At 62.8% G+C, this 12,969-nt stretch carries 12 protein-coding genes; all 12 read right to left on the reverse strand.

Annotated features, from left to right (window positions below):
* Positions 1 to 23: 23 nt before the first annotated feature.
* On the reverse strand, positions 24 to 1,175 hold the full coding sequence (locus LU684_RS03005) for an acetyl-CoA C-acetyltransferase (RefSeq protein WP_023049055.1): 1,152 nt from the start codon (positions 1,173 to 1,175) through the stop codon (positions 24 to 26).
* 3 nt (positions 1,176 to 1,178) lie between these two features.
* On the reverse strand, positions 1,179 to 2,237 hold the full coding sequence (locus tag LU684_RS03010; RefSeq protein WP_016486853.1) for an acyl-CoA dehydrogenase family protein: 1,059 nt from the start codon (positions 2,235 to 2,237) through the stop codon (positions 1,179 to 1,181).
* Between the two features lie 9 nt (positions 2,238 to 2,246).
* Positions 2,247 to 3,407 (reverse strand): acyl-CoA dehydrogenase family protein, encoded by a 1,161-nt coding sequence (locus LU684_RS03015; RefSeq protein WP_232894129.1) that lies wholly within the window; start codon positions 3,405 to 3,407, stop codon positions 2,247 to 2,249.
* A gap of 9 nt (positions 3,408 to 3,416) precedes the next feature.
* Entirely contained in the window at positions 3,417 to 4,169 is a 753-nt protein-coding gene (locus LU684_RS03020; RefSeq protein WP_016486851.1) for an enoyl-CoA hydratase family protein, read from the reverse strand.
* Positions 4,166 to 5,272 (reverse strand): NAD(P)H-dependent flavin oxidoreductase, encoded by a 1,107-nt coding sequence (locus tag LU684_RS03025; RefSeq protein ID WP_060517728.1) that lies wholly within the window; start codon positions 5,270 to 5,272, stop codon positions 4,166 to 4,168. Before LU684_RS03025 ends, LU684_RS03020 begins: the two co-directional genes overlap by 4 nt.
* Positions 5,269 to 6,180, reverse strand: a complete 912-nt coding sequence (locus LU684_RS03030) for an enoyl-CoA hydratase (protein WP_024717888.1) — start codon at positions 6,178 to 6,180, stop codon at positions 5,269 to 5,271. Before LU684_RS03030 ends, LU684_RS03025 begins: the two co-directional genes overlap by 4 nt.
* Positions 6,181 to 6,196: 16 nt before the next feature.
* Positions 6,197 to 6,994 (reverse strand): acyl CoA--acetate/3-ketoacid CoA transferase subunit beta, encoded by a 798-nt coding sequence (locus LU684_RS03035; RefSeq protein WP_016486848.1) that lies wholly within the window; start codon positions 6,992 to 6,994, stop codon positions 6,197 to 6,199.
* A gap of 11 nt (positions 6,995 to 7,005) precedes the next feature.
* Positions 7,006 to 7,881: a CoA transferase subunit A gene (locus LU684_RS03040; protein ID WP_016486847.1), complete on the reverse strand. Its 876-nt coding sequence runs from the start codon at positions 7,879 to 7,881 to the stop codon at positions 7,006 to 7,008.
* Positions 7,878 to 8,783, reverse strand: a complete 906-nt coding sequence (locus LU684_RS03045) for a VOC family protein (RefSeq protein ID WP_232894130.1) — start codon at positions 8,781 to 8,783, stop codon at positions 7,878 to 7,880. The genes LU684_RS03040 and LU684_RS03045 overlap by 4 nt, the downstream gene beginning before the upstream one ends.
* A 198-nt stretch (positions 8,784 to 8,981) precedes the next feature.
* Positions 8,982 to 9,929 carry a bifunctional OB-fold nucleic acid binding domain-containing protein/MaoC family dehydratase gene (locus tag LU684_RS03050; protein WP_095115429.1) on the reverse strand — a complete coding sequence of 316 codons (948 nt, stop codon included), beginning with the start codon at positions 9,927 to 9,929 and terminating at the stop codon, positions 8,982 to 8,984.
* A gap of 5 nt (positions 9,930 to 9,934) precedes the next feature.
* Positions 9,935 to 11,146: a thiolase family protein gene (locus LU684_RS03055; RefSeq protein WP_024717891.1), complete on the reverse strand. Its 1,212-nt coding sequence runs from the start codon at positions 11,144 to 11,146 to the stop codon at positions 9,935 to 9,937.
* 139 nt (positions 11,147 to 11,285) lie between these two features.
* A complete protein-coding gene (locus LU684_RS03060) occupies positions 11,286 to 12,962 on the reverse strand; it encodes a DUF1302 domain-containing protein (protein ID WP_016486843.1) in 1,677 nt (558 codons plus the stop codon).
* Positions 12,963 to 12,969 lie beyond the last annotated feature (7 nt).

Here is a 12,969-nt window from a genome sequence, read left to right on the forward strand (position 1 = left end):
CCTGTTGTTGAGTGTGGGTAGCTTCAAAGCCGTTCGATGATGCTAACGTTGGCCTGGCCGCCGCCTTCACACATGGTCTGCAGGCCATAACGCCCGCCGGTGCGTTCAAGCGAATGCAGCAAGGTGGTCATCAAGCGCGCACCGGTAGCGCCCAGCGGGTGGCCAAGGGCGATGGCGCCGCCATTGACGTTGGTGCGAGCCGGGTCGTAATCGAGCTCCTTGGCCCAGGCCATGACCACCGAGGCAAACGCTTCGTTGATTTCCACAAGGTCGATATCAGCCATGCGCAGGCCAGCCTTCTTGAGCGCCGCACGGGTGGCTGCAATCGGTGCCGTGAGGTGCCAGATCGGGTCGTCGCCGAGCACCGACAGGTGATGAATACGCGCCCTGGGGGTCAGGTTGTAGCGCTTGAGCGCCGCCTCCGATACCACTAGCAAGGCCGCGGACGCATCGCAGGTCTGGCTCGATACGGCGGCTGTGATCGACGGGAACTCAGCGCTCACAGGCTCCAGGCTGGCCATTTTCTCCAGGCTGCTGACCCGCGGCGTTTCATCAAAGGCCAGGCCTTCACAGGCAACGATCTCGCGGGCGAAATAGCCGGCTTCTGCAGCCGCCAAGGCGCGACGATGGCTTTCCAGGGCAAACACTTCCATGTCTTCGCGGCTGATCTGCCAGTGATCGGCGATGCGCTGTGCGGCGTAAAACTGATTGACCGGCTGCTGCCCAAAGCGCGCCTGCCAGCCTTTGCTGCCGGAAAACGGGTCACTGAAGCCCAGCGGTTGGCCAGCGAGCATCGCCGACGAGATCGGGATCTGGGTCATGGTCTGCACACCACCGACCGCCACCACCTCCTGCATGCCACTCATCACCGCTTGCGCGGCAAAATGCAGCGCCTGTTGCGACGAACCGCACTGCCGGTCGACCGTGGTGCCCGGCACGTTCAGCGGCAAGCCGGCAGCCAGCCAGCTGGTGCGAGCGATGTCACCCGCCTGCGAGCCGATGGCGTCGACACACCCGAAAATCACGTCGTCATACGCGTGGGCAGGAATGGCGTTGCGTTCGACCAGCGCTTTCAACACATGCGCGCCCAGGTCAATGGCATGCACGTGGGCCAGACTGCCTTTGCGTTTGCCCGTGGGGCTGCGCAGGGCATCGACGATATACGCTTGGGGCATGGCTCAGTCCTCGAAGGTGGCGCCCGGCCCAAGCCGGGCTTCATCGCTGAGCACATAGGCGGCGACGCGGGTTTTATGGGTGGCACGGTCGCCCCAGGACGGGTCCAGCGACCACACGCGCTTCATGAACATCTGCAGGTCGACCTCCCAGGTGTAACCCATGGCACCGTGCACCTGGATACCGTGGCGCGCCGCCAGCCAGCTGGCGTCGCAACAGGCCAGCCTGGCCTGCGATACATAGACATCGGCGCGGCGATCCCCCTGCGCCAAGGCATAGGCCGCGCGATACAGCACAGGTTTGGCGAATTCGATCTTGCTGGCGATATCGGCCAGGTGATGCTTGACCGCCTGAAAGCTGCCGATCGGCTTACCAAATTGCTTGCGCTGGGCCACGTAGTCCACCGACAGGTCGAGGATTCGCTGGGCCAGGCCGAGCAGTTGCCCGGCAACCGACAAGGCGCCGCGGTTCAAGGTATCGGCCCACAAGGCCCGCCCCTGTTCGCCGCCGATCAGCAAGGTGTCGCGTGTTGGCTGCCAGCTCACCAGGCCCAGGCGCCTGGAGGCATCGATACTGGCGTTGGCCTGCACATCGACCTGCGCGCGCGGCACCGCATGCACCTCATCGCCCTGGGCAAGGATCAGCCACTCTGCCAGCGGTGCATCAGGCACCAACGGGTTGATCGGGTGGCCGATAGCCAGGCGCACGCTGCCATCGGCGATGCGCGGCAGCAGGCGGGCTTTGACCGGGCTGTCGTCTGGCAGGCCGTTGAGCAGCCCGGTGACCACATAAGCCGTGTCGGCCAGCGAGTCCGGGATGGCGTAGTAGCCCAGCTCCTGGGTCATCAGTGCCCAGGCCACATCGTCCATGCCCAGGCCACCGAACTGTTCGGGCACCGACAATGCCGTCAGGCCCTGTTGGGCTATCTTGTTGCGCAAGTCAGCGGAGCGGCCTGTATCGGTTTCCCAGATCTCGCGCAGCATTTCGGGCGCCGCCTCGGTCATCAGGAAACGGCTGATGGCTTCGCGAAACGTGAGCTGATCATCGGTAAAGGTAAAGTCCATGGCCGGCTCCTATTTCGGCAGGCCGAGCATGCGCTCGGCGATGATGTTGCGCTGGATTTCGTTGGTGCCGGCGTAGATCGGCCCGGCCTGGGCGAACAGGAAGCCATCAAGCCAGCCGCCTTCGACCGCTTGCGCAGCACTGCTCAACAACTCCCCGTGCGCACCCAGGATGCGCATGGCGGTTTCGTGCATCTTCAAGTCGAGCTCCGACCAGATGATCTTGTTGATGCTCGACTCGGCGCCGATTTGCGCGCCACGGCTCAAGCGCCCGACGGTGTGATAGGACGACAGCGCGTAGCCTTCAGCGCCCAGCCAGGCCTCGACAACCGCTTCGCGGATGCTCGGGTCGCGGTCGGCGCTCTGGCGGTTGGCGTTGTACAGCTGTATCAACTTGCGCGCCGTGGCCTGGAAGCGTGCCGGCGAACGCAACAGCAAACCTCGTTCAAAGCCGGCGGTGGCCATCGCCACATGCCAGCCCTGGCCTTCGGCACCAATGCAGTTTTCAACCGGCACGCGCACGTCGTCGAAAAACACTTCGGCAAAGGTGTTCTTGCCGTTCAGCGACTTGATCGGCCGGATGGTCACGCCCGGGGCATCGAGCGGCACCATCACGAACGACAAGCCGTTGTGCCGGGTCGAGGCCGGGTCGCTGCGGAACAGGCCAAACAGCCAGTCGGCAAACAGTGCGCGGCTGGACCAGGTTTTCTGCCCGTTGAGCACATAGTGATCGCCATCACGGATGGCCTTGCTGGTGATCGCGGCCATGTCGGAGCCGGCATTGGGCTCGGACCAGCCCTGGGCCCACATGTCGACACTGGACGCCATGCGCGGCAGGAAGCGCTGCTTCTGCGCCTCGGTACCGAACTCCATCAACGTTGGGCCGAGCAGCAGCTGACCGTTCTGGTTGATACGCATCGGTGCGTCTGCGCCGTAGTACTCTTCCTCGAAAATCAGCCACTCGATCAGGTCGCAACCGCGCCCGCCGTAGGCCTTGGGCCACATGACCATCGACAGGCGCTGCTCGAACAGCTTCGCCTCCCAGGCCCTATGCTGCTCGAATCCTTCCCGGGTGTCGTAGTTGGCCAGCGGCGTAGTCGGCTGATTGGCCGCCAGCCATTCACGCACTTCCTCACGGAAGGCCTTCTGTTTGGGGGTATAAGCTAGTTCCATGGCACTCTCTCAGAACTTGGCGTCGCGTTTTTCGACGAAGGCGCGGCGGGTTTGCGCAGAATCCGGACTGGTGTAGGCCTGCAGGGTCAGCCCCTGCTCCCAGCGGTATTTGTCTTCCAGGTTGCCGTCCTCGATACCGTTCAGGGCTTCCTTGGCGATACCGATCATCACCGGGCTCTTGGCAGCGATTCTGGCGGCAATCTCCAGCGCGGTTTCGCGCAGCTGCTCTTTGGGCACCACGCGCTCGATGAAGCCATACTGCGCAGCCTCGGCGGCGCCGATCTTGTCGCCGGTGAAGAACAGATAACGAACCTTCTGCACCGGGAACAAACGCTGCAGGTGCGCGCCGCCGCCCATGGCCCCACGGTCAACTTCGGGCAAGGCAAAGGTGGCGCACTCTGAGGCCACGACAATGTCGGCAGCACCGGTAATGCCGACGCCACCACCGAGGACGAAGCCGTGCACGGCGACGATGACCGGCACAGGGTTGCGATGCACCGCCTTGAACGCCGCATAATTACCGGCGTTGACCGCTACGATGCGTTCGGGGTGGGCGTCCAGTTCCTTGATGTCGACACCGGCGCAGAAACCACGGCCTTCGGCACGGATGACGATTACCCGGACGTCGGGGTTGGCGCCCAGGGCTTCGACCTGATGGGCCAGGTCCATCCACTCCTGGCTGCCCAGGGCATTGACCGGCGGTTTGGCCAGCACCAGCTCGGCAATGCCCGCCTCGATCTGTGTGGTAAATGCTTGACTCATGAGGGTGTTCTCCAAAGTTCGGCAGGCTGATGCTCGCTACGGCAGGCCAACAGGGCTTCCAGGCAGCGTTCGGCTTCCTGGGCAATTTCTTCGATCACTTGCTGGCAACTCTTGAGTTCGCCAATGGCGGCGGCTACCTGGCCGCTGGGCAGAATGCCTTCGTCCGGAACACCGTCGATCATCGAACGCTGCAGCAGTACCGGCTGGTTGGCGGCCATCAGCGTTTGCGACAGCGCGCCGGGGTCTTCCTTGAGTGCCTGGCGCAGCACACCGAACAGATGGCTCAGGCTCATTCCGGTTTGCTGCTTCCATTTCCAGGCGCTGCGCAACGCGATGCACAGGCGCCCGAAAGACCCGGCCTGCTCCAGGCGGTTGATAAACGGGTTCTCGATCATGCGGTGGCGCATGCCATCTACCGCCGTGGTCACCCGCACCCGTTGCGGGTCGTTGACCTCGAGGTAATGCACCAAGGTGCTCGACGGCGTAGGCGAGTCCCGGGTCATCAAAAAGCGCGTGCCCATGGCAATACCCACAGCGCCGGTCGCCAGCGCGCCGGCAAGGCCTCTGCCGGTGGAGTAACCACCTGCGGCGATTACCGGGACCGACACCGCCGCGAGCACCTGGGGCAACAGGATCGAACTGGGCACACCACCGGTATGCCCGCCGCCCTCGCCGCCCTGGATGGTGATCATGTCCGCGCCCAGCTCCACCGCCTTCAGGGCGTGTTTGAGTGCACCCACCGTCGGGATGCACAGCACCCCGGCAGCCTTGAAGCGGGCGATGGTCTGTTTGTCCGGGCCACGTCCGTAACTGACCGCCCGCAAGCGGTAGCGAATCGCCAGGTCAACGCATTGGGTCGCGTTTTCCTGGAACATATGGAAGTTCAGGCCGAAATTGCTGCCACCGGTGGCGGCAATTACCTTGTTGATCTCGCCTTCCAGGGCATCGGCCGCAATCGTGGCCCCGGCCAGAAAACCGAAACCACCGGCGCGGGTTGTGGCAATCACCAGGTTGGCCTCTGCCACCCATCCCATGGCGGTCTGCACGATCGGGTAGCGGCAGCCCAAGGCTTCGGTCAGTGGCGTACACAACCAGCGGCTCATGCCTGCTCTCCACTGGCGGCAGCCTTGTTGGCCTGGGCCATGGCCTTGGCATCGAAGCCGCCCAGCTTGTCACCCGACAGCAGTTCGTTGTGGGCATGGGCGAAGTGGTGCCAGGCAAAGGCGGCGTCCATCGCCGTGCGTTTACCCTGCAGATCCTCGACGTGGTTAATGGCCTGCTTGGTCAGCGCAAGGCCCATTCGCGGCTGCCGGGCAATACCGGCCGCCAGCGCATAGGTGCCCTGCTCCAGTTCCTCACGGGGCACTACCCTGTTGACCATGCCCATCTGGTAGGCACGCTCGGCACTCATGCGATCGCCGGTGAACAGAAACTCCTTGGCGATGCGTGGGTTCAGTTCATACGGGTGGGCAAAATACTCCACCCCCGGAATGCCCATACGTACCACGGGGTCCTGGAAAAACGCATCATCGCTGGCCACGATCAGGTCGCACACCCAGGCCAGCATCAGCCCACCGGCCACACACGCACCCTGGACCATGGCAATGGTCGGCTTGGGCAGCTCACGCCAGCGCCGGCACATGCCCAGGTACACCTCTTGCTCGCGGGCATACAGCTGCTCGGCGCCGGGCTTGTTGGTGTGATCCCACCAGAGGTGTGCACGCTCGAACGGTTTGTTGATATCGCGCCCGGGCGTGCCAATGTCATGGCCGGCCGAAAAATGCTTGCCCGCCCCGCGCAGTACAATGACCTTGACCGCATCATCGTTGACAGCCTGGCGCAGCGCCGCATCCAGCGCATACGTCATCTGCGAGTTCTGCGCATTGTTGAAGCCTGGCCGGTTCATGGTCAGCGTGGCGATACCCTCTGCCACGCTGTACAACACCGGTTCCTGCGTTTCGTACACCGAGTGGTCTGCACGCTCGACGAATTCACTGTCAGGGCTGTTCATGCTCATGTCCCTCGCCTTACGCCAGGCGTATGCCAGCCGGGTTGCCCTTGATCGCCGAACTGCGCAGATCATGGGGGTCGAGCCGACGGATGAGCGCCAGTTGCTCAGGCGTCGGGTGTACGGTTTCTTTCAGCGACGCTGACTTGAGCAGCGGGAAACCGGTGTTTTCCTGCACCTGCTCAAAGCTCACCCCCGGGTGCAGGCTGCGCACCTGCACCGCGCGGTCCGGGCCGTCGAAATCCATCACACACAAGTCGGTGATGATCAGGCGGATGTCCATCAGGTCGCGACGTACGCCTTTTGGCCAGCGGTCGGCCTTGAAACCGACACCGGAGACCATGTCCACTTCGCCGCTGACGAACACGCGGGTGTTATGGTTGGGTACAAAGAACGAGTTGATGTGATTGATGCTGTTGCCGGGCAAGCCGCGCACACCCAGCATTGCGGCCTTGGGCTTGTGGTAATCGCCCACGCAAGAAAGGTTGCTCTGGCCCCAGCGGTCGATCTGCGTCGGGCCGATCATGGCGTGACGGCGGCCACCCCAGACGCACTCGAACACCCGTTCGAAGGTCAGCGAGCCCGAATATTTGGGCACATGATCGCCACGCGGCCCCAACGGGATCGGTTCTTCGACCAGGTAGGCCTCGCTGTCGGTCATCAGCAGTTGCGGGCTGTGGCTGAGTTTGGCCAGGCTGGCGCCCAGGCGCGGGATCACGCCCAGGCCCGAGGCGATCAGCTCGCCGTTGTCACGCCAGGCTTCGCTGGCCGCGACAATCATCAGTTCCGCGAGGGTGAATTCACAGGTAGTCGACATTTTCATCCTCCTCAGAATACTGGCAGGGCCAGGGAGCCCATGCGTTCGGCACCGCCGTTCTGCTCTTGATAAGCCCGCTCACCGGCCGCCACATACTGCGCAACATAGGCCTGCCAGCCGCCCTCTTCACCGGCACTGGCGGCATAGCGTTTGAGGTGGCTCAGGTCCCAGCCATACTCGGGCTGGCAGGCGGTCGGGTGGGCGCCGAACGGTGCATGGATCACGCCACTGACCAGGTACCGCTCAAAGGTGTTGCAGCGTGCCTGTTCGGTGGTCAGTTCCAGTCGTTCGTGCAATTGCTCGCAAGACACGAAGCACTGCTGGGCCGCGCGAGCGAACAGGTGGTCGAAATACGGGTCTGGGCCGGTCACCAGGGTGTTGCCCAGGCGGTCGGCGACGTTGACGTGGACAAACGCCACGTCCAGGTTCAGGGCGGGCATGGCCAGCAGCACTTCACCGTCGTCATACGGCGACTGGATGGTTTTAAGTTCAGGGTTCAACCGTGTGACATCGGTGGCCAGGCCGCAGCGGGTCGGTAGAAACGGCAAACGCATGGCCGCTGCACGCAGGCCCCACTGGAACATGCCTTCATCCACCTCTAGCAACTCCAGCCCACCGGCTTCGCGGGCTTTGCGGTAATAGGGTTCCAGCGGAATGGCATCGAGGGTGGCAAAGCCGAACACCAGCTTCTTGACCTTGCCCTCCGCACACAGCATGCCCACTTCCGGGCCACCGTAGGCGACCACGGTCAGGTCCTTGACGGGGGACCGCAGAATCTCGCGCACAACCGCCATCGGCTTGCGCCGTGGCCCCCAGCCGCCGAAGCCGATGGTCATGCCATCGCGCAGGTGCGCCACGGCATCGGCCGCCGTCATTTGCTTGTTCATTGCACATCTCCTTGCTGTTGGCCGACGGAAAAGTCATGCCCCCACAGGCTTACCCGGGTAAATTCGAAGGCCGAGTGCTCAGCCCAGTCCACTTGCAGGCCGCCGTAGCCGTACTCCAGGTCGAAGCCGGACGGGGTCTTCATGTAAAACGAGGTCATCCGGTCATTGAGGTGCTGACCGAGGGTCGCCGACAGCGGCACGTGATGGGCCAGGCGCCGGTCATGGGCGCGGCCCACTTCAGTCATCGAACCCACTTCCACCATCACGTGCACGCAGCCTGAAGGCACCGCGTACTCCGCCAGCGCCAGCGAGTGATGGCGGCTGTTGCGGCAATGCAGGAAGTGAATGCGGATTGGCGGTGCTGCCGGGTCGGGGCGAAAGTTGAAGATGTCCGACAGCTCGAAGCCCAGCACGTCCTTGACGAAGGCCAGGGTCGCGTCAAAGTCCGGGGCCGGCAGCACGGTATGGCCCAGGCCCATGTCGCCGGTGACAAAACCCGGTACGCCTTGCGGCGAAATGAACGGCAGGCAATCGGAACGGTGCCCCCAGCTCAACTCGTGGCGGTTGCCGGAGGGGTCCAGGACAATCACCAGTGCCTGTACGCCACGCTGCTCGATCTCGGCGGCAGAACCTGCTTGCCAGCGCACACCGTTTTGCTCCAGTGCCTGCAATGCGGCGTTGAATGCCCGCTCGCTGGCCAGCTCCCAGCCTGAGGCCAGGTACCCTGCCTTGGCGCCTTCGACGATGAGCATGCGAAACGGCCGATCGTCCATCTTCACGTACAGTCCGCCACTGGGCGCGGGCACCACCATCATGCCCAGCACGTCTTCGGCATAACGTTGCCACTGACTGAGGTTTTCGATTTGAGCGACAAAGTAGCTCAGCCCCCGGATATCCATCATGCCCTGCTCCTCAATGACTGGACCGTTGTTGGTCTTCATTGTGCTGAGGGCAGGCCTGGTGCTCATCGTCCGTTGAGACTAAGCAGTTGATCTATCGGGAGTACTGAAATGCAGGCGGTGGAAACAGGCTTGCCCCGCGACAGTGATGCGCAGGCACAACGCATCGCATCGCAGGGCAATCTCGCGCCTTCGGAGGGGTTACATGTACAGGATTACCAGGTCGTTGATGACCGAGGGCCGATCACTGCCGACGACGTGGGTATTCACCTCCAGGGTCAACTGGGTGCCGCGCTTGACCCGCGCCACCTGCTTGACCCTGGCCCGTGCATGAACCCGCGAGCCCGCCGGCACCGGCGCCGGGAAGCGCAGGCGGTCGGAGCCGTAGTTGACCATGGTGCTGAAACCGGTGATCTCATAACCCAGCGCCAGCTTGAGCCGCGACTGCAACACCTGTACCAGCGCGCCGTGGGCAATGGTGCCGCCAAACGGGCTGTCCTTGCGTGCACGCTGCGGATCGGTGTGAATCCAGTAGTCATCACCCGACAGCGCGGCGAAGGCATCGATCAGTGCCTGATCGATGACAATCTGGTTGCTCCAGGGGCTGAAGGTTTCATTGACCAGGCTCTGCAGTGCCACCTCATCATCCATGGCGACCAAGCGCACAGATGCTGCTTCACCCTGCTCCGGCGGTTGCGCCTGAGGCACGCCGTTGTAGCGCTGTAGCGCCGTGCTGTCCTGGTCCGGACCGGTAAAGCGCAGTAAACGCGTACCCTTGGCGTCGACTTCGGCAAACACCGGTTTGAGCCGCATGCCGATGCGGATCTGATCCTCTTCAAGCCCCACCAGGGTGGTGTTGATTCGCACGCCTTCGTCCAGTTCGATGACGGCCAGCTTTTGTGGCATCTCATCGGCAAAATCCGGCAACGTGGCAATGCGTGCCACGGTGAAGCTGTACAGGGTGGCGCTACCACTGACTTCGCGCCAGCTCAGGTCATGGGCCAGGCACTGCGGGCAGTGCCTGCGCGGGTAGAAGACCCAGTGTTCACAAGCATTACACTGTTGTATCAACAGGCGCTGTGCCTTCAGGCCTTCCCAGAACGGCGCGGAAATTTCAGTCGGCACCGGCATTGGCTTATTGTTCGACATGCGGGTCATGCTCCCTGAAGTATCAACGCGGCCTGCTCACTCATCACGCCACCGGTGCCGGACACGTAGACAGCGTCGCAGCGTTCAAGCTGGCGCTCCCCCGCCTCACCGGTGATCTGCGTGACAGCCTCGATCACCTGTGACATGCCCCCGGCAGCGCCGGCCTGGCCGAAACTCAACTGGCCACCGTGGGTGTTCATGGGGAAATCGCCGCGCCAGGTCAGGTCATGCTCGCGAACAAACTGCATGCCCTCACCCTTGGCACAGAAGCCGGCGTCCTCCAGGGTCAGCAACGCGGTAATGGTGTAACAGTCATAGATCTGCGCCGCATCGACATCGCCCGGTTTGAGCCTGGCCATCTCGAAGGCGCGGCGCGAAGCAGGCCCAATCGGGGTGTTGAGCATGTTCTGGGCATACGAAGGTGACTTGAACGCCAGGTGCTCACCGAAGCCTGTGATGAATGCCGGGCGCTTGCGTGCACGTGCGGCCACTTCTTTGGAGGCAATGATCAATGCCGCGCCACCGGCCACCGGCATGACAATCTCGAGTACGTGCAAAGGATCAGCCACACGCTTGCTCGCCAGCACCTGCTCGATCGTCAACGGCTGGCCATGGAACATCGCCTGGGGGTTGGCCAAGGCATTGGTACGTTGATCAACGGCAATCTTGGCCATGGCCACCGGGTCGTAACCGTACTGCGCGGCGTAGCGCTGGGCGATCATGGCGTAGCCGGTGTTCTGGCCCATGTGGCCGTAAGGCAGATCGAACTCCGCCTCTGGCGCGCCAAAGGCGGTACTGTGACCGCCGTAACGCATGGCGCGGGCCATTGCCCCGGGATCTTCGTCGGGGCCCATCGGCGCCAGGCGCGCCGGCATCACACACAGCACCGCCTGGCACAGGCCCAGCTCGATCGCCGCGGCCGCGCGCCAGACCATACCCACTGCGGTACAACCACCAAGGTCGACCACTTCGGCGAAATTAACAGACAAACCCAGGTATTCAGCGGCCATGGCCGGCACGAACACCGAAGCTTCGTGGAAGTGCGGGCCATTGATCACCAGGCCATCGAGGTCGTCGGCACGCAAGCCGGCGTCGTGCAGCGCCTGCGCTGCCAGGTCGGCCACTTGCTCAAGATGGAACATTCGCGGCGCTGTGGCGTACTTCTCGGGTTTGTATTGCGCGGCGCCGACAATCGCCGCATGACCTTTAAGACCCATGTATCCCCCACTCGAAGGCTGTGTGCTTGAGGTTTTTGTCTTGCGACCATGCCACAGGTGCCGTGGCGAGTGATCGTCCATTTTGACTAGAACAGCGGCCAGCGTCAGGGTTGACTCAAACCTGACGCCGGCGCGCTAATCAGAAGCTGTATTTGACCGAGAATGTACCGTAGTCGCGGTCTGCCAGCAGGCGCTTGACCGGGTCAGCGTCGCCCAGGTAGCCGGTAACCCGCAGGGCGACTTCCAGGTTGCCCAGGTACTTGAAGGTGGCGCCCAGGCTCAACCGGCGATCACCCTGCAACCCGGAGATGGTCCCGGCCATCGGCGTGGCACCACTGAACACGTTGGAGAAGTTCACCGGCACTTCCAGGTCCCAGCCTTCGAACACGCCCGGGTAGCTGAAAGACGCACCCAGGGTGTAGGCACTGGCAGTCTTGCTGCGCCAGCCAGTCGAGGTCTTGTAGGTGTAGTCGTCGGACGGTTGCACCAGCGGCCGCATGGACGGAATCAGGCTGTTGCCTAAACCCAGCAGGTTCGGCGCGGCCGAGGCTTCGTCCACGCTGTCGACACGCACATGCACGATCTCGGCGGTAAGCGAGGTCTGGCTCGCCCAAGGCCGGTCACCCAGAATACGGATCGCCGACAATTGCATTTGCTGGCCCTTGCCACGCGCAGGCGTGGGGCCAAGGCCGGTGTTGACCATCACTGGAGCACCGTCGCGATACGACCACTCGCCACCGATCTGGGTCTCGCCGATTTTGGTCGAGGCACTGATCCCGGTCAGCTTAATGTCTTCAAAGTAGGTAATGCGGTAGCCATCTGGCGTGCCGAAGAACACGCCTGGCCCGGCCGGGACGGCCCGGTAACCCACCAGGGCAGTGGCTGGGTTCTTGTCATGATAATTGACATGAAACAATGACAGTTCCAGGGCGGGCACGGGTCGAAAGCGTATCTGAGCCCCCCACTGACCGCTGTCACGCGGTTCATCGGTGCCCTGGTAGTTGATGCGCGTACCATTGGCCCCGATGAGAAATTCTCGTCCTGGCCCGACCACATCGCTGGTGGACAGGTAGCTGCCCACCGGCGGCAATTCCGTGCCCATCCATTCGTATTGCACGTAAGCGCCCAAGGTCCACTGCGGGTTCAAGCGATACGACGCCGACACCTGGCCGACCGGCAACAGCACTTCCTTGACCTCGACCCCGGGCTGCGCGGCCTTGACCGCATCGGACGGGTTCTGTACACCACTGACGCCGGGGTAGAACAAGCTTTCGCCCCACGACTCGATATGGCGCCCGGCCTTCACATCGAGCATCGAACCATTGTCAAAGCGCCAGCCGCTGAACACATAAGCATCGAGGAACTTGCTGCGCCCGCCGCTGTAATATTTGGTGTCGCTGGTGAACTCGTTATGGTCGCCAGCCTTGTTGACCGTGCCCGGTGAGTCGTTGTCGTTGGAACGATGGTAAACATCATCGTAGAAGGTACTGGCGCGCAGCACCCCGCCGTAGTTGTCCTTGCGCACGATCATCTCGGCCAGGGCGCCGATCCGGTTGGTCACCAGGCTGCCCTTGTCGAAGTTGCGATCGCCATCATCGGCGTTGGGTGTCAACAGTTTGCTTGACGGGTTCGACAGGCGAACCCCCAGGCCGTAGCTGGTGGTCACCGTCCAGTCGATTGTCGTGCCGTTGTCGAACTCGATCGTTTCACCAGACCATGCGGGTGTGCAAACCAATGCGGTTGCCACCACCAGACCCGATAATTCGAAACCCGATACAGCTGGGCCAGCACCATATTTGTTGTTTTTATTAGTCACACTGCCT

The sequence above is a fragment of the Pseudomonas sp. NMI542_15 genome (assembly GCF_021283425.1).
Lineage (GTDB): Bacteria > Pseudomonadota > Gammaproteobacteria > Pseudomonadales > Pseudomonadaceae > Aquipseudomonas > Aquipseudomonas fortuita.